Genomic DNA, 18,176 nt, shown 5'->3' on the forward strand with positions numbered 1-18,176 from the left:
CTCAAATTATCTGACTTGCATAACGATACTTAAAGCCGTTATGAGTCGCAAGGCAAGAAAAACATCGCGGGCGGCGGTCGCCAAGACGATGGTGCGTGGGAGGATCCTAATGAAGAGCTATTTTGTTGCGCTGCTCGCTGCGTCGGCGCTCGCCAGCCCCGGTATGGCTTTTGCGCAGGACGCAGCTCCGGCCGACGATCAGGGCGGGCTCGAGGAAATCATCGTTACCGCACAGAAACGCGCCGAGGGTCTGTCGGATGTGCCGATCTCGATCTCGGCGATCAGCGGCAAGCAGGTCGAAAATTACGGCCAGACCAACCTCGAACAGATTTCGTCGTCGGTCCCGAACCTGAAAATCACCCAGACCGCGATCGCCAACCGCATCGCGATCCGCGGCATCGCGTCGGGCGACAACAAGGGCTTTGAACAGTCGGTCGCGATGTTCGTCGATGGCGTCTATTACGGCCGCGACCAGCTGTCGCGCTTGCCCCTCGTCGATATGGAGCGGGTCGAGGTGCTGCGCGGGCCGCAGCCGACGCTGTTCGGCAAAAATGCGATCGCCGGCGCGGTGAACATCACGACGCGCAGCCCGACCGACGAATTTGAAGGGTCGGTCAGCGGCCTGTATGAATTCAACCATAAGGAATTGCAGCTGACCGGGGTGCTGTCCGGCCCGCTGAGCGAAGGCGTCGAGGCGCGCGTCGTCGGCTATTACCGCAACATGGATGGTTATTTTTACAACCAGAAGCTCGACCGTGACGAGCCGAACGTCGATGAGAAATATGTCCGCGGCAAGCTGGAGTTTGATCGCGGCGGCCCGTTCGCTGCCGAGCTCAAGCTCGAATATGCGGACTTTGAAATGAAGGGCCAGCCGCGCGACGTGTTCGGTGCGGTCGGCAATTACAACACCGTGTTTCAGGGACCGTTTTTCGTCAGTACCAACCCCGATTATGTCCGCGAGGACAATGGCTATGAAAGCCGCAACAAGGTGTTCGGCGCGACGCTCAACGCCGATCTGGAAATCGGCGAGCATACGCTGACCTCGGTCAGCTCGCTGCTCGATTACAAGACGCGCGAAATCGTCGATGTCGACTTTTCGGGGATCAGTTTCCTCGACGGCACCAATTTACAGGAAGATTACCGGCAATATTCGCAGGAACTGCGACTGGCGTCGCCGGGCGGCGAGACCTTCAACTATATCGCCGGCGCTTATTATCAGAACGCCAAGCTGAACGTCGACGATCAGGTGCTGTTCAACTCGACCTTCCTGGCGCTGGGCCCGCCGTTCAACGCGCTGGGCGACACCCGCAACGACCGCGTCTATTCGCAGAAATCGGATCTGATCTCGGTGTTCGCGCAGGGCGAGCTGGCGGTCAGCGACCGGTTCCGCATCACCGCGGGCGCGCGCTTCAACCATGAGAAGAAAAGCGGCAGCCGCGATCTGCGGATCGTCCAGGGGCCGCTCAACACCTTCAATCCGCTGGTCGTCGCGGGCACCTTCCGCGCGCTCAATATCGAGGCGCACAACATATCGGGCAAATTGAGCGAAGACAGCTTCAACCCGATGGTCAATGTCCAGTTCGACGCGACCGACGATCTGATGCTCTACGCCTCGTTCGCGCGCGGCACCAAGGCGGGCGGTTTCGATATCCGCTCCAACTCCTTGCCCGGATCGACCACCGTCGCACGCCCCGGGGCGTTCCAGTTCGAGGATGAAAGCGCCGACAATTATGAGGCGGGGCTGAAGTACAAGGGCCGAAATGTCGCGTTCAACCTGTCGCTCTATCGCACCACCTACAAGGATTTGCAGGTCAACATCTTTGATGGAACGCTGAATTTCAACGTCCGCAACGCCGCCGGCGCACGCACCCAAGGCGTCGAAGCCGACTTCCGCGCCGCGATCGCCGACGGGCTGACGGTCAGGGGGGCGGTCGCCTATCTCGACTTCAAATTCACCAATTTCACCTCGGGCCAATGCTTTTATCTGCAAACCCCGGGGCCGGGCGGGTTCTGCGACTATACCGGGCTGCGCAACGCGCTGTCGCCAAAATGGTCGGGCAACCTTAACGTCGATTACACGACCCCGGTCAGCAGTGACATGAAGGTCGCGTTCAATATCAACGCCGACTTCTCCTCCTCCTATATCGCGGCGGCGAACCTTGATCCGCGCACGTTTCAGGATGGCTATGTGAAGCTCGGCGCGCGGCTCGCGCTCGGCCAGATCGACAATCGCTGGGAAGTGGCGCTGATCGGGCGCAACCTGACCAACCAGCGCATCCTGCAAACCGGGAGCGCGATGCCGCTGGCGACGACGATCACGCGCAACGCCGGCAATGCGTATAACGGCATCGTCGACCGCCCGCGCACGATTGCGGTGCAATTGACCGGACGCTTTTAACCGCCTCTCCCCAGGGAAGAGGGGGCGCGGGCACCGCTCCCTCTCCCCGACCGCTGCCTTGTCGATGCCGGGTCGCTGGGGTAGGGCGGCGAGGGAGCAAGGAATGGCTTGGGCTTGAAACACGATCGCACCATCAGGGCCTGTTCGATCTGGCGCGCGCTCGACGTCGTCGGCGACGTGCCGGTGCTGTTGCTGATGGAACAGGCGTTGCTTGGCATCCACAGCTTCGACGAATTTGTCGCGCGCACGGGCCTCGCGCGGTCGGTGGTCAACGGGCGGCTGAAAAAACTGGTCGACGAAGATTGCCTGGCCAAGGTGCCGCGCAAGGGCGGCCGCGGCTTTCACTATATGCTCACCCAAAAAGGCCGCGACCAGTTTCCCAACGGCCTGATGATGCTGCGCTGGCAGCATAAATGGGAGGCAGACAGCCGCGATTTTCAGGTCCGTCTGCACCATGCGAGTTGCGGCCACGCGACCGAGCCGGTGCCGACCTGCGCGCATTGCCGCGGTGAGATTGATCCGCGCGATGTCGACTGGCGCGAGGGACCGGGGCTGGCGCAGGTCGTCCCGCATTATGAGCGCCGCCGCTTCAACGGCGACGTCGGCACCCGGCGCCCCGGCGGGCGGCCGCTGGTCGATACGATGATCGAGCTGTTCGGCGACCGCTGGGCGACGCTCGTCGTCCGCGCGATGTTCACGCGGATTAACCGTTTCGACGACATTCAGCGCGATACGCTGATGGCGACCAATATCCTGACCGGCCGTCTGGAGCGCCTGATCCGGCAGGGCATCATTCGGGCGGTTCCTTATTCCGACCGCAGCGACCGGTTCGAATATCGGCTGACGGCCAAGGGCCGCGATCTTTATCCGGTGCTGCTCGCGTTGCTGCAATGGGGCGACCGCTGGTTTTCGGACGAGCGCGGGCCGCCGGTCCTGCTCACCCATCGCAGTTGCGGCCACGATCTCCATATGGTGGTCGCGTGCAGCCATTGCGGCGACCAATTGCAGATCGAAAATAGCCGGTTCACGATCGAGCAGGCCGACGCTGCCGCAGATTAGCCGGGGCGATAGCGGGTCCGGTGTCGTCGCCATATTGGCGGCGCAGCGCAATTAATCGCGTCTTCAGCGCCGTAATTACCCTCGCCATCGCCGGATCCGCGATGCGATTGTGCATTTCGCCGGGGTCGGTTTTCAGATCGTAAAGCTCCCATTCGTCGATGTCGGCGCCGTAAAAGCGCGCGAGTTTGTACCGCTCGCCGCGCACCCCATAGTGCGCGCGCACCGCGTGAAAGCCCGGATATTCGTAATAATGATAATAGACGTCTTTGCGCCAGTCGGCCGGCGGCCGGCCGCTGAACAGCGCGCGCAGCGACCGGCCCTGGATCGTGTCCGCACCTTTTACCCCGGCGAAGTCGAGGAAGGTGGGGGCGTAGTCGATATTCTGGATCGGCGCGGCGACGCGCGAGCCGGGGCGGATATGCCCGGGATACTGGATCACAAAGGGCGTCCGCATCGATTCTTCATAGATGAAGCGCTTGTCGAACCAGCCATGTTCGCCGAGGTAAAAGCCCTGGTCCGATGTATAAACGACGATCGTGTTGCGATCGAGACCGCTGTCCTCCAGATAGTCGAGGACGGCGCCGACCCCCTCGTCGACCGCCGCGACGGTGCCAAGATATTGCTGCATATAGCGCTGGTATTTCCAGCGCGCCATGTCCGGGCCGGTCAGGTTCGCGGCGTTCATCCGGTCGTTGTCGGGCTGCATCAGCGCGTCCCATTCGGCCTGCTGCCGATGCGTCATACGGTCGAAAGCGCCGGGCCAGCGGTTATAGCGCAGCTGCGGCGATCCTGCCGCGACCGTCATCTTCAGGTCGTGACCCTCATACATGTCGCGATAGATGTTCATTTCCTGCGCCGCCGCCGCCTTGCGGCCGCGATAGTCGTCGAAATAATTGGCGGGCATGGGAAAGCTGACGCCCTGATATTTCTGCACATGGCGCAGCGCCGGCATGAAATTGCGGTGCGGCGCCTTGTGATGGATCAGGATCGCGAACGGCTTGCTTTTGTCGCGCCCGTTTTTCAGCCAGTCGAGGCTATATTGGGTGATGAGGTCGGTCGCATAGCCCTCGACGGTGCTGCGGCCCTTGGGCGTGATGATGTCGGGGTTATAATATTCGCCCTGATCGTCGAGCACTTTCCAGTCGTCGAAGCCGATCCCGGCGGGCGAATAGTTGATGTGCCATTTGCCGAACATCGCGGTCGCATAACCCGCCTCTGACAGCGCGCGCGGCCATACCCATGCCTTGTTGTCAAAGGTCGCCCCATTCTGCCGAAAGCCATGGGCATGGCTCTGTCGCCCGGTGAGCAGCGTCGCGCGGCTGGGGCCGCACAGCGAATTGCCGACGAAGCTGTTGGTAAAGATCGCGCCGTTCCGCGCGATCCGGTCGATATTCGGCGTCGGCGCCAGCCTCGACACCGCCGATCCATAGGCCGAAATCGCCTGATAGGCGTGGTCGTCCGACATGATATAGACGATGTTCGGCCGCGCCGGACTCGGTGCGGCCGCGCGAGCGGCGGCGGTTCCGACGGTCAGCAGCGGCGCGGCGACGATGGCGGTGATCAGCATCCGGTGCATGATGGCGCGCGATCCTATTCGGTCAGTTCAAAGCTTGCTTCTGACCCGGTAGCCGACGACGGGCCGATCCATAGCGTGTACTGGCCGGGCTCGCTGCCCCAGCTCATGTCCTGGCGCGTAAAGGCCAGGTCGGCGTCGGTCAGGGTAAAGCGGATCGTTCGCTTTTCGCCCTTCTTCAGGCTGATCTTCTCGAAACCCTTCAACTCCTTGACCGGCCGGGTCACCGACCCGACGAGGTCGCGGACGTAAAGCTGCACCACCTCTTCGCCGGCGCGGGCGCCGCTGTTGGTCACCGTCACGCTGGCGGTCAGCGGTTCGCCGGGGCGGATCTTCGCCTTGTTCAGCGTCACCGGCGAATAGGCGAAGCTAGCATAGCTGAGCCCAAAGCCGAAGGGGTAGAGCGGGGTGTTGGGGGTGTTCAGGTAGCGCGAGACATATTTCGCCCCCGGCGCCCCCAGCTCGATCGGCCGCCCGGTGTTCTTCATGTCGTAATGGATCGGCACCTGCCCGACATTGCGCGGGAAGGTGACCGGCAACTTGCCCGACGGGTTGTAGTCGCCGTACAGCACATCGGCGATGGCATGGCCGCCCATCGTGCCGGGATACCAGGCCTCCAGGATCGCATCGACATGCGTGTCGGCCCATTCGATGCTGTTCGGACGCCCGCTCATCAGCACCAGAATGATCGGCTTGCCGGTCCTTTTCAGCGCCTCCAGCAACGCCTGCTGGTTGCCCGGCAGGTCGAGCGAGGTGCGGCTCGCCGCTTCGCCGGTCATATCCCAGCGTTCGCCCATCGCGGCGATGACGACGTCCGATTTCGCCGCCAGCGCCAGTGCCTCGGCAAAGCCGTCCTGCTTGCCCGCATCCTCAAAGGCATAGCTGGCGCCCTTGGCATAAGCGACCGTGGTTCCCTTGGGCGCGCCCGCCTGCAAGCCTTCCAGCAGCGTAATCGGGCGGGTTTTGCGGTCGCCGGCGGCCGACCAGCTGCCGATCATATCGTCCTTGCTGTTGCCGAGCGGGCCGATCACCGCGATCGATTTTGCGGTGGCGGCGAGGGGAAGAACATTGTCCTTGTTCTTGAGCAGCACGATCGACTTGCGCGCAACGTCGCGCGCCGCATCGAGGAATTCGGGTTTGTAGATCGTCGCCTTTTCGCGCTTTTCGTCGGCGTAGCGATAGGGGTCGTCGAACAGCCCGAGGCGATATTTCATCTCGAGGATCGATTTCACCGCGGCGTCGATGCGCGCGGTATCGACCTTGCCCTCGGCCACCGATTTGGCGAGGTTTTCCATATAGACCGCGCCCTGCATGTCCATATCGACCCCGGCGTTCATCGCCTGCTCGCCCGCCTGTTTCAGGTCTGCCGAATAGCCGTGTGGGACCATTTCGTTGATCGACGTGTAATCGGTTACGACAAAGCCCTTGAAGCCCCATTTCTCGCGCAGAACGTCGGTCAGCAGGTAACGGCTGCCCGACGCGGGAACGCCATCGACTTCGTTGAACGAGGTCATGAAGGTCGCGGCGCCGGCATCGGTCGCGGCCTTGAACGGCGGCAGATAGATGTCGCGCAGGGTGCGTTCCGACATGTCGACGGTGTGATAATCGCGTCCGGCCTGCGCCGCGCCATAGGCGGCAAAATGCTTGGCGGTGGCGAGGATCGTGTCGGGGCGCGACAAATCTTCGCCCTGATAGCCGCGCACCCGCGCCTTGGCGATCAGGCTGCCCAGATAGACATCCTCGCCCGCGCCTTCGGAAATGCGCCCCCAGCGCGGATCGCGCGCGATGTCGACCATCGGCGAAAAGGTCCAGTGAATCCCCTCGGCCGATGCCTCGATTGCCGAAATTCGGGCTGCCTTTTTAATGGCCTGAAGATCCCAGCTGGCGGCTTCGCCCAGCGAGATCGGAAAGATGGTGCGGTGACCGTGGATGACGTCATAGCCAAAGATCAGCGGAATCTTGAGCCGCGTGCCTTCGACCGCGAGCGCCTGCAACTCGCGCGTATATTTGGCGGTGTAGGCGTTGAAGATCGCACCGACGCGGCCGGCGCGGATGTCGTCCTTATAGCCCTCGCGCATCGTCGGACCGGTCGATTCCCAATTGCTGGTTAGCAGGGTCAGCTGGCCGATCTTTTCATCGAGCGTCATCTTGGCCATCAGGTCGGCGATGAAGCGGTCCATCTTCGGATCGGCGCGCATCCAGCCCGCGGCATCGACCGGTGCCTTCGCACTCGCGCTCGTCGCCGGTTTGGCGAGCAGCGGGGCGGGAGACAGCTGCCCGGCCAGCAACAGCGTGGCCATCGTCAGGCGTGTCAGGTTGCGCGAAATCGGCGGCATGATTCGTCCTTCCCAGTTCATTCTACTTATACATTTTCACGTAGATTGGCCGAAATTCGGCCAAAACCGGCTGGTCCCCGATCGCATCTTCCCGTGTCGCTTCCCCCTATACAGCTATCGTGAAACCGGTTACAAATCAAAAAAACAACGACGCGATTTCCCGCGATTCGTCGCTGCCCGGTGGCAAGGCCGGTCAGCAAGTGAGACGAAAGCGGGAAATGTCGGGGGCACAAAAAGGGAGGATGCCGTGAAGTTTCAGCGTGAAATCTCGATCAATTCCGCGCGCCGGTCGCGCGCCAAGGCCGTTGCTGCGGCGCTGGCGTGGAGCAGCGCGGGTGCGGCGCTCGCGGTCGCGGTCGCCACCCCCGCCTATGCCCAGGTGTCGAACGCATCGCTGCGCGGCACGGTAAAGGCCGACGGCGGCGTGTCGCAGGTCACCGCGATCAACGTGAACACCGGCCTGACGCGCAGCGTCGCGGTCGGCGAGAGCGGCAGCTATAACATCGCGTCGCTGCCGGTCGGCACCTATCGCCTCGAAATCACGACCCCGGGCGGCGTGCGCAACACCGACGAATTCACCCTGTCGGTCGGCCAGAATGCCGTCCTCGACTTCGACTTTTCGCAGCCCGACATCGCCGAAGGCGCGGGCGACGCGATCATCGTCACCGGCACCCGCATCCGCTCGATGGAGGGCGGCGAGGTTGGTTCGAACATCACCCAACGCCAGATCGAGGTGCTGCCGCAGAACAACCGCAACTTCCTGGCCTTTGCCGACCTGGCGCCGGGGGTCCAGTTCGTGACCGGCGGCAATGGCCAGTCGCGCCTGCAAGGCGGCGCGCAGGACAGCCGCAGCGTCAACATCTTCATCGATGGCGTCGGGCAAAAGGACTATGTCCTGAAAAACGGCATCACCGGCCAGGATTCGACCCAGGGCAATCCCTTCCCGCAGCTTGCGGTCGGCGAATATCGGGTTATCTCGTCCAACTATAAGGCGGAATTCGATCAGGTCAGCTCGGTGGCGATCACCGCGGTGACCAAGTCGGGGACCAACGAGTTCCACGGCGAAGCGTTCATCGACTACACCGATCAGAGCTTTCGCGACCGCCGACCGAACGAGCTGACCGGGACCAAGATCAAAACGAAGGATTTCCAGTTTGGCGGCGCGCTCGGCGGCCCGATCATCAAGGACATGCTGCACTTCTTCGTGACCTATGAAGGCAAGCGTCAGCAGAATCCGGTCGATGTGACCCCGGGGCTCAGCCTGCCGGTTACCTATTTCCCGTCGGAATATCAGAGCGTGTTTGGACCCACCAACGCGACGTTCAACGAAGATCTGTATTTCGGCAAGCTCAGCTTTCAGCCGTCTAACAGCGACCTCATTGAATTGTCGGGCAAATACCGCAAGGAAACCGGCGAGTTCCTGGGCAGCGGCATCAACGCGCGCAGCACGATCAGCTCGCAGGATGTCGAAGAAATCCGCGGCACCGCGCGCTGGGAACATACCGCCGAAAACTGGATCAACGATTTCAAGGTCACCTACGAAGACGTCAAATGGGCGCCGACGCCGTTTGAGTTCGGCAATGGTTTCCTGTTTGCCTATGCCGGACCGTCGCCGACCAACCCACAACCCGGGGTCGTCGTGCGCGGCGACATCCTGCGCATCGGCGGCGGCAGCAACTATCAGGAAAAGGGCCAGAAGGGCTGGGGCGTCCAGAACGACTTCACCTGGACCGGGCTGGAAGGCCATACGATCAAGGTGGGCGCCAAGGCGAAATGGGTCGAGCTCAATTCGCTTCAGCTCAACGCCTTCAACCCCGTCTATACCTATAACCCCGCGTTCAACCCGGGCGGCGGGACGTTCAACGACGACGTTCCGTACCGCGTCCAGTTCGGCGCCTCGACCGGCAACGGCAGCCCGATCATCAATTCAAAGAATTTCCAGTTCGGCATTTATGTGCAGGACGATTGGGAAGTCACCGATCGGCTGACGCTGAACCTCGGCGTGCGCTGGGATTATGAGCGGACGCCCGCCTTCCTCAATTTCGTCCACCCCGCCGATGCGGTCAATGCGGTGTCGCCGACCAATTATCCGAACCTGGTCAACGCCGACTATGACATTGGCGACTTCATCTCGACCGGCAGCGAGCGCAAGGCGTTCAAGGGCGCCTGGCAGCCGCGCATCGGGTTCAGCTACGAGCTGGACGACGAGGGGCGCTATGTCCTGTTCGGCGGTATCGGCCGGTCGTACGACCGCAACCAGTTCGATTTCCTGCAACAGGAAATCAGCGTCGGATCCTATACGACCCGGACCTTTAACTTCATCACCGGCGATCCGAACAACACCTGCGTCGCCGGGCCGACCTGCGTCGCGTTCAACCCGATCTTTCTGACCGAAGCGGGGCGCCAGCAGCTGCTGGCGGGCGCCGGGCCGGGCGGCGGGCGCGAGCTGCGTTTTATCGATAACGACCTGAAAGTCCCCTATTCGGATCAGGCCAGCATCGGTTTCCGCGCCCGCGTCACCCCGCTGTTCGAAGCCGAGGTCGGCTATAGCCATGTCGAGAGCAAGGACGGCTTTGCCTATCTGCTCGGCAACCGCCGTCCCGACGGCACCTTCTTCCCGCCGGCGCCGGCAGCGCCCAACTCGCCGTTCGGTTTTGCACCGCCGGGATTTGGGTCGATCATCATCGGCACCAACGGGATCGAAACGAGCGCCGACACGGCCTATTTGAAGCTGGTGAAAAACTACGCGCTGGCTTCGCCGTGGAGCTTCTCGGCGACCTACACCTATACCGAAGCCGAGGAAAATCGGCAGTTTGGTGAGACCTTCAGCCTCGATTTCCCGTCGATCGACGATTATCCGGTCACGCGGTCGAGCGGAGTGCGCAAGCATCGCCTCGTCGCCACCGGATCGGTCGATCTGCCGATCGGGGTGACGCTGTCGGGCAAGTTCCAGATCGCCTCGCCGCCTTATCTCAAGCGGTTCATCGATATCGGCGGTGCTACTCCGTCGCGCAACGTGATCTCGAACGAGGCCGACGGCAACGGCGATCGCTGGGGTTTCCGCCAGATGGATATCGCGATCACCAAATATATCCCGGTCCGGTTCATCACCGACGAATCGCGGCTGCGGCTGCGCGTCGACATCCTGAACCTGTTCAACGATCGCAACTATGTCGATTATAACAACGACCCCAGCTCGCCCCGTTATCTGGAGATTTCAGGCATTGGGGTTGGCGGCAACGCGCCGCGCACAGTAAAGGTATCGGCCGGGTTCTCTTTCTGACCGGCTGAACTAGGCGTCCGGCCCGCACCCCCCTCCCGTGGGTCGGACGCCTGATTTTTGGAGTATCGAATGTCGTTCCGGATCGGGGCGCTGGCCCTGCCGTTGGTGGCGCTGACCGCCGCTTGCACCGCCACCCCTGTGCCCACCACGGTTGCGGCGTCGCCGCCCGCGCTGGCGCCGATCAGCGAAGCGGCGTTTTCGGAAGAATTGACCGAGCGGACCTTCCGCTATTTCTGGGACACCACCGACACCCGGCGCTGCCTGGCGCCCGATCGTTGGCCCAGCAATCCCTTTTCGTCGATCGCGGCCACGGGCTTTGCGCTGACTGCTTATGGCATCGGCGCGGAGCGCGGCTATGTGACGCGCGCCGAGGCGGCGCTGCGCACCCGCGACTGTTTGCGCTTTTACTGGACCGCGCCGCAAGGGCCGGATGCTGCTGGGAACACCGGCTACAAGGGCTTTTTCTATCATTTCCTGCAGAATGACGACGGTACGCGGTACAAGACCAACGAGCTGTCGACCGTCGATACCAGCCTGTTTCTGGGCGGCGCGCTGTTTGCGCAAAGCTATTACGACCGCAATGACCCGGTCGAGGCCGAGATTCGCGATCTGGCCGAGAAAATCTACACCCGCGTCGACTGGACCTTTGTCCAGCGGAACCGCACCGGAACCGAGGCGCGCAACCTGGCGGGTTCGCACGGGATCACAATGGGGTGGAAGCCCGAGAAGGGGTTCGAGACGCACGACTGGGTCGGGTATAACGAGGGCATGCTGGTCTATGTGCTGGCGCTCGGATCGCCGACGCATCCCGTCGGCAAGGACGCGTGGGACAAAGGCTGGGCCGCCCGCCTCGAAAAGGACTGGGGCACCTATTACGGGCAGCAGCATCTGCAGTTCGAGCCGTTGTTCGGGCACCAATACAGCCATGTGTGGATCGACTTCCGCGGTATTCGCGATGCCTTCATGCGCGGCAAGGGTATCGATTATTTCGAGAACAGCCGCCGCGCGACGCTGGCGCAGCGCGCCTACGGCGCCGACAATCCGAACAAATGGGCTGGCTATAGTGCCGACATCTGGGGCTGGACCGCGTCGGACGGGCCGGGATATGCGCAGGGCAAATATAGCGTGAACGGCGCCGCGCGCGACTTCAACGGCTATATGGCGCGGGGCGCCAGCGCGATCCGCGTCGTCGATGACGGGACGATTGTTCCGACCGCGGCGGGCGGCTCGATCCCCTTCGCGCCCGAGGTGACGATTCCGGCGCTGATGGCGATGCGGAGCCAATATGGGGCCAAACTCTATACACGTTACGGTTTCAAGGATGCGTTCAACCCCAGCTTTACCTTTACCGATGCAGCGTCGCGCAGCGGCACGGTCGATCCGGTTCATGGCTGGGTCGCGGGCGATCATCTGGGCATCGACCAGGGACCGATCCTGGCGATGATGGAAAATCACCGCAGCGGTTTCGTGTGGAAGGTTATGCGCAAGAACCCGCACATCGTCCGCGGTCTGAAACGCATCGGCTTTACCGGCGGCTGGCTCAAAACGGCAGCCGCCGAATAATCAGCAACCCTTGCCGACGCACAGGTCGGTCAGCACCGGATAATGGTCCGACGGTAGTTTGCCGCCGGTCTGCTGGGTCAGCGTCGCGTGGCGCAGCACCGCGACGTCGTCACTCACGAAAATATGGTCGATCGGGCTGGGCGCGACCTGGTCGATCTTGAACGCGGTAAAGGTGCCGAGCGGCCCGAAATGCGGCGTGCGGCTGATCGTCAGGGTGTCGCGCAGCGCTCCTGCGCCGGGTTCGACGATCGCCGCAAAAGCGGGACTGTCGGTCGGGCTGTTGAAATCGCCCATCAGCACCAATGTCTCGCCGGGCCGACGCTGGCCTGCAATCCAGCGGCGGATTTGTCGAGCGCCCTCCAGCCGTGCGGTGGTGCCGACATGGTCCATATGCGTGTTCACGACGAGCAGGTGGCGCTTCGCGGTCTTGTCCCTGAGCCGCGCCCAGCTTGCGACGCGCGGGTAAGCGGCATCCCAGCCTTTGCCGGGAACCTCGGGCGTCGGCGACAGCCAAAAGGTGCCCGACGCGATCAGCGCGAAACGGTCGCGGCGGAACCCGAGCGGCGAAAACTCGCCCTTGTCCCGGCCGTCATCGCGCGCCACGCCGACGAATTGATAGCCGGGCAGGTCGGCCTCGACCGCCTGTTTCTGGTGCAGCAACACCTCCTGCATCCCGACCAGATCGGGAGCAAAATAAGCGACCAGGCCGGTCAGCGCGGTGCGCCGGTGCGGCCAGGCATTGTCGCCGTCCGACGCGATGTCGAGCCGGATATTGTATGTCATCGCGCTGTAGCGGTCGGCGCGTTCCTTCGCCGCCGCGGGCAGCGCGAACAGTGCCACCAGCAGGATCAACAGCAACCTCATCCCAGGTTGCCGCCGTTCGCCGCGATCACGCTGCTATAGAATCGCGCGCTGCGCTTGGGCGTGCGAACCTGCGTTTGATAATCGACATGGACGATGCCGAAACGCTTAGAAAAGCCCAACGACCATTCGAGATTGTCGAGCAGCGACCACGCCATATAGCCGCGCACATCGACGCCCTGTTTGATCGCATCGCCGATCGCCGCGATGTGGGTGCGCAGGTAATCGCAGCGCAGCGGGTCGTCGATTCCATCGGGACCGGCGGTCGGCGGATCGTAAAAAGCGGCGCCGTTCTCGGTGATATAGACGGGGATGTTGCCATAGGTGTCGCGGAACCAGACAAGCATGTCGGTCAGCGCGGGGGGATAAACCTCCCACTCGGTCGTGGTGTGGGTCGCGACTTGTTTGACCGGCGAGGCGCCGACCGGCCACTGGTTGGGATCGGCCTTCACCACGTTGCGGGTATAATAGTTGATCCCGATGAAATCGACCGGCTGGCAGATGTCTTTCAGATCCTCGGCAGACCAGTCCTGCCAGGCTTCGCCAAACACCTCGGCGAGTTCTTCCGGGTATGCCCCCTTCAGCGCCGGGTCGAGATATTGGCGGTTCATATAGGCGTGCGCGCGCGCGGTCGCGGCGATGTCCTCGGCGCTGTCGCTCGCCGGATATTTGGGCTCGATATTGACAACCAGCCCGATTTCGTGCGCGCCGTCGCTGCGATAGGCCTGCACCGCGCGACCGTGCGCGCGCATCAGATTGTGGCTGGCGATCGGCGTCTCGAACAGATTGCGATGGCCGGGGGCGAGCGCGCCGTGGAGATAGCCGCCGTCGGTGATCACCCATGGTTCGTTCAGCGTCACCCATTTCTTCACGCGGCCGTCGAGGCGGCGGTACATCACCGAGCCGTACTCGGCGAACCAGTCGGCGCTGTCGCGGTTGAGCCAGCCGCCCTTGTCGTCGAGCGCGGCGGGCAAATCCCAATGGTGGAGGGTCAGCAGCGGTTCGATGTCATTCTTCAGCAATTCATCGACGAGCCGCTCATAAAAATCGAGCCCGGGTTCGTTCACCCGCCCGATCCCTTCGGGCAGCACACGCCCCCAGTTGACGCTGAAACGATAGGCCTTGAGCCCCAGTTCTTTCATCAGCGCGACGTCGGCGGGCATACGGTTATAATGATCGCAGGCGATATCGCCGGTGTCGCCCTTGACCGCCATCAGGCGCGGATCGTGACTGAACCGCTGCCAGATGCTGGCGCCCGCACCGTCGGCGAGCGGCGATCCCTCGATCTGATAGGCGGCGGTTGCCGCGCCCCACAGGAAATTGGCGGGGAAAACAGTTTGGGTCATTTCTTGTCCTTGGTGGGCATTGGGGTGGGGAGGCGGTGTTCGAGCAGCCAGGCGTAGAGCGCCGGGTCGTCATAGGCGGGGTCCCAGCTGTTGTGGCCCAGATCGGGATAGATGGTCAGACGGACCTTGCGGCCGCCGCAGCCGCGGATCGCGCGCGCCATGGTAAAGCTGCCTTCGGGAATGACGACATCGTCGCGGTCGCCGTGAAAGGCCCAGACGGGCAGGTCCATCAACCGGCACGCGCCGCCGGGATCGCCGCGCCCGGCAACCGGCGCGACCGCGGCAAAGCGCCGCGGCTGGGCAATCGCCCAGCGCCAGCTCGCATGGCCGCCGCGGCTAAGCCCGGTCAGATAGACGCGCGCCGGATCGACGCGATAGGTTTTGGCGATATGGTCGACCAGCCTGTCGAGCCTGTCGATCTCCCAATCCTGATCGGCGCCGAGCAGCGGCGAGACGGTGAGGAACGGAAAGGCGGGATCGCGGTCGGCAACCTTGGGCGGCCCGTGGACCTTGACCTTGGCGACATCGTCGCCGCGTTCGCCTGAGCCGTGCAGGAAAATGAGCAGCGGCCAGGCCTTGTCCTTGTCGGCCAGATAACCCTTCGGCAGGAACAGCTGAAAGGGATAGCTGCCGGGCTCGATCGCCGACTGGGGCGTTTGCCCCTCGACCATGGGGGGCATTTTCGTCCTTGCAGTTGCGGGGGCGGCGGCAAGGGCAAGGCCCAGCAGCGCCGCGGTCCAGTATGTCATTCGCTTGTCCTTGGTTGAAAAGATCATCCCTTGACGCTCCCCGTCAAAAGACCGCTCAGATAGAAGCGCTGGAGCGCGAGGAAGAGGATCAGCACCGGCAGCGTCGTCACGACCGCGCCCGCCATCATCAGCTCATTATCCTGGACATGTTCGCGGCTCATCGCGGCGAGAGCGACCGGCAGGGTGTAGAGATTCTGGTCGGCGAGGACGATCAGCGGCCACATGAAATCGTTCCAGCTGCCGAGGAACACGAACAGCGCCAGCGTGACGATGATCGGGGTCAGGATCGGCAGCACGATGCGGCGCAAAATCTGGCCCTCGCTGGCGCCGTCGATGCGCGCCGCCTCGAGCATTTCGTCGGGGATCGACAGGCAATATTGGCGGACGAGGAAAATGCCGAAGATGCCCGCGAGCCATGGCACGAGCGCACCGGCATAGCTGTTGACCAGCCCCATCGCCTTGAGTTCGAGGAACAGCGGCAGCATCCCGATCTGTCCCGGCACGACGAGCGCCGCGACGAGCAGGCGAAAGGTCGCGTCGCGGCCCCTGAAGCGCAATTTGGCAAAGGCGTAGCCCGCGGGGATGGTAAAGATCAGCGCGAGGATCGTCGCGAGCGTCGACACGAGCAGGCTGTTGGCGAGGAAGCGTCCGATGCCAAAGCTGCCGAACAAGGTGTGATAATTTGCCATGGTCGGATCGGCGGGCAGCAGCGGCGGCGGAAATTGCGCCGCCTCGCCCGGCGCCATGAAGCTGACCGACACCATCCACAACAGCGGCGCGGTGGTGAGCAGCGCAACGAATGCTGCAAGCAGGGTGACCGACCAGCGCCGCAGGCTCATATCGCGCCGCTCCGCTTGGCAAGCTGCAGCTGCACGAGTGTCAGCGCCAGGATGCACAGGAAGAGGAGGAAGGCGACCGCCGCGCCCGACCCCAGGTTCCACCATTTGAAGCCCTCTTCATACATGAAGTAGAGGACGGTGACGGTGGATTGGGCGGGGCCGCCCTGCGTCATCACATAGGGTTCGGCGAACAGCTGGAACATGCCCGCAACGGTCAGCACCGACACCAGCAGCACGGTCGGCGCGATCGCGGGCAGGGTGACGTGGCGCAGCCGCGTCCACCAACCCGCGCCGTCGATCCGCGCCGCCTCGTCGAGTTCGCGCGGGACGGTCTGCAGCGCCGCGAGAAAGATGATCATATTATAGCCAAAGGTCTTCCACCCGACAAAGATCAGGATCGCGGGCAGCGAGGCGTTGGGGCTGCCCAGCCAGTCGATCGGCGCGATCCCGACCAGCGACAGCAGATAATTGACCAAGCCATAGCGGGTGTGGAGCAGGTAGCGCCACACGACGGCGGTCGCGACCAGCGTCGTCACATAGGGCGCGAACAGCGCGACGCGCCACGCCGGGCGCCACGCCAGCCAGCGCGAATTGACCAGCATCGCCGCGAACAGCGACAGCGCGACGATGAACGGCACCCCCAGCGCCACGAACAGCAAGGTGTTCGTCATCGCTTTCCAGAACAGTGGGTTTTCGATCAGCCGCGCATAGTTCTGAAACCCGACGAAGCGCAGATTATCGAGGTTGGCGAGCGCGTAGATGTCGAAATCGGTGAAGCTGAGGAACAGCGACGCGATCGCCGGGAAGACGAAAAACAATGTGATCGCAGCGAGCGCCGGCGACGACATCGCCCAGCCGGCACGAGCCTCGCTGACGCGGCGCGCGGCGCTCATAGTGCTAAGCCCTTGTCCAGCATCCAGCGCCGCTTTTCGAGCAGACGGTCGGCGCGGCGGTCGATCTCGGCTGCGGCTTCATCGACGCTGTACTGGCCGCGCACCATGCGTTCGGCGACGACCTGCATTTCGGTGACGATGCGTTCCCATTCGGGCACCTTGGGCAGCGCGGTGGCGCGCTCGAGCTGGGTGGCGAAGGGGGCGACCACCGGGTCGCTGCTCAGCCCGGCGCCCCGCCACACCGCGCGCCGCGCCGGAAGATCGCCGGTCAGCTGGTGAAATTTAAACTGTGCCGATGGCGCGAGCAGGCGTGTCACGACGTCCCACGCCGCATCGGGATCTTCGGTGCCTGTGAACACGACCAGGCTCGATCCGCCGGGCGCTGCCGATCCGATCCCCGCGGGGCCGGGATTGGGAGCGGTGCCCCATTGCGCTTGCATCGCGGCGGGCAGGCGCGTCTTCATGTCGCCGATCGTCCACGGCCCGGACAGAAAAATGCTGAAAAATCCGCGCGCGAACTCGTTCCAGATGTTCGAAATCTGCGTCGCCGAAGCGACCGGCGCCAGTCTCTCGTCGAACAGCGATTTATAAAAGGCGAGCGCCGCCTTGAATTCGGGATCGGAAAAGGCGCCGCGCCCACCCTCGTCGCGCAGCAGCCGTGCCCCCGCCGAAAGCGCGATGGTCAGCAGCTGCTCGAATTCGTTGACCGGCAGCAGCACGGCATAATTGCCGTCGCCCGCCAGCGCCTTGACCTTGTGCAGCGCTGCTTTCCATCCCGCCCAGTCGAGCGGCGGCGCAGCGTAACCGGCGCGCGCGAACAAGTCCTTGCGGTAAAATTGCAGCCGGGTGTCGACATACCAGGGGACCGCCCAAATCCGGCCCGCGATGCGGTTGGTATCGACGACGGCGGCGAACTGGTCGTCGAGCAGGCCGCGCGCCGACGCGGGGACGGGGGCGATGGCGCCGATCGCGGCCATTTCGGCGATCCAGCTATTCCCGACCTGGCCGATCGCGGGCAGCGAATTGCCGGCGAACCCGGTGAGCAATTTTTCGTGCGCCGCGGTCCACGGTAACGGCTGTACCTTCACCTTGGGCGCGTCGCCAGGACGCCCCAGGCTGGCCAGCAACGCGGGCAGGCTCGCCGCCTCATTGCCCATTGCCCAGATCGTCAACCCGTCGTCGCTGCGCGCGCCGCAGCCGCCGAGCATCGGCAGCAGAGGCAGCGCCGCGAGCGCACCCGTCATCTGGCGCCGCGTCACCTGCATCGGGCGCCGCC

12 protein-coding genes are annotated in these 18,176 nt (G+C 63.4%); 4 read left to right on the top strand and 8 right to left on the bottom strand.

Going from position 1 to position 18,176, the window contains the following annotated elements; translation table 11 throughout:
- The first annotated feature begins 109 nt into the window (after window positions 1-109).
- Entirely contained in the window at window positions 110-2,398 is a 2,289-nt protein-coding gene (locus FFS68_RS09835; protein ID WP_249340113.1) for a TonB-dependent receptor, read from the top strand.
- A 114-nt stretch (window positions 2,399-2,512) separates the two neighbouring features.
- Window positions 2,513-3,457: a winged helix-turn-helix transcriptional regulator gene (locus tag FFS68_RS09840; protein WP_137753017.1), complete on the top strand. Its 945-nt coding sequence runs from the start codon at window positions 2,513-2,515 to the stop codon at window positions 3,455-3,457.
- Here the strand turns inward: FFS68_RS09840 and FFS68_RS09845 are convergent.
- Entirely contained in the window at window positions 3,423-5,033 is a 1,611-nt protein-coding gene (locus tag FFS68_RS09845; protein ID WP_249340114.1) for a sulfatase, read from the bottom strand. The genes FFS68_RS09840 and FFS68_RS09845 overlap by 35 nt on opposite strands.
- 14 nt (window positions 5,034-5,047) lie before the next feature.
- Entirely contained in the window at window positions 5,048-7,366 is a 2,319-nt protein-coding gene (gene bglX / locus FFS68_RS09850; RefSeq protein ID WP_137753018.1) for a beta-glucosidase BglX, read from the bottom strand.
- A gap of 247 nt (window positions 7,367-7,613) precedes the next feature.
- Between bglX and FFS68_RS09855 the strand changes: the two genes are divergently transcribed.
- Window positions 7,614-10,649 carry a TonB-dependent receptor gene (locus FFS68_RS09855; RefSeq protein ID WP_137753019.1) on the top strand — a complete coding sequence of 1,012 codons (3,036 nt, stop codon included), beginning with the start codon at window positions 7,614-7,616 and terminating at the stop codon, window positions 10,647-10,649.
- 69 nt (window positions 10,650-10,718) lie between these two features.
- Window positions 10,719-12,212 (top strand): glucoamylase family protein, encoded by a 1,494-nt coding sequence (locus tag FFS68_RS09860; RefSeq protein ID WP_137753020.1) that lies wholly within the window; start codon window positions 10,719-10,721, stop codon window positions 12,210-12,212.
- Here FFS68_RS09860 and FFS68_RS09865 read toward each other — a convergent pair whose 3' ends face one another.
- The 6 genes from FFS68_RS09865 to FFS68_RS09890 are packed head-to-tail and all read right to left on the bottom strand — an operon-like array spanning window position 12,213 to window position 18,165.
- Window positions 12,213-13,076, bottom strand: coding sequence for an endonuclease/exonuclease/phosphatase family protein (locus FFS68_RS09865; protein ID WP_137753021.1), 864 nt, complete (start codon window positions 13,074-13,076; stop codon window positions 12,213-12,215). It lies immediately after the preceding gene.
- The gene (locus tag FFS68_RS09870; RefSeq protein ID WP_137753022.1) at window positions 13,073-14,419 is read right to left on the bottom strand and encodes a GH1 family beta-glucosidase; all 1,347 of its coding nucleotides are present in this window, start codon (window positions 14,417-14,419) and stop codon (window positions 13,073-13,075) included. Before FFS68_RS09870 ends, FFS68_RS09865 begins: the two co-directional genes overlap by 4 nt.
- Window positions 14,416-15,168 (bottom strand): PHB depolymerase family esterase, encoded by a 753-nt coding sequence (locus FFS68_RS09875; RefSeq protein WP_171003809.1) that lies wholly within the window; start codon window positions 15,166-15,168, stop codon window positions 14,416-14,418. The genes FFS68_RS09870 and FFS68_RS09875 overlap by 4 nt, the downstream gene beginning before the upstream one ends.
- Before the next feature lie 23 nt (window positions 15,169-15,191).
- Complete coding sequence (locus FFS68_RS09880) at window positions 15,192-16,007, bottom strand: carbohydrate ABC transporter permease (protein ID WP_171003810.1); 816 nt, start codon at window positions 16,005-16,007, stop codon at window positions 15,192-15,194.
- Window positions 16,004-16,900: a sugar ABC transporter permease gene (locus tag FFS68_RS09885; RefSeq protein ID WP_171003811.1), complete on the bottom strand. Its 897-nt coding sequence runs from the start codon at window positions 16,898-16,900 to the stop codon at window positions 16,004-16,006. The genes FFS68_RS09880 and FFS68_RS09885 overlap by 4 nt, the downstream gene beginning before the upstream one ends.
- Window positions 16,897-18,165 (bottom strand): extracellular solute-binding protein, encoded by a 1,269-nt coding sequence (locus FFS68_RS09890; protein WP_137753024.1) that lies wholly within the window; start codon window positions 18,163-18,165, stop codon window positions 16,897-16,899. The genes FFS68_RS09885 and FFS68_RS09890 overlap by 4 nt, the downstream gene beginning before the upstream one ends.
- Between the last annotated feature and the right edge of the window lie 11 nt (window positions 18,166-18,176).

The organism is Sphingopyxis sp. L1A2A (assembly GCF_005502465.1).
Taxonomy (GTDB): Bacteria; Pseudomonadota; Alphaproteobacteria; order Sphingomonadales; family Sphingomonadaceae; genus Sphingopyxis.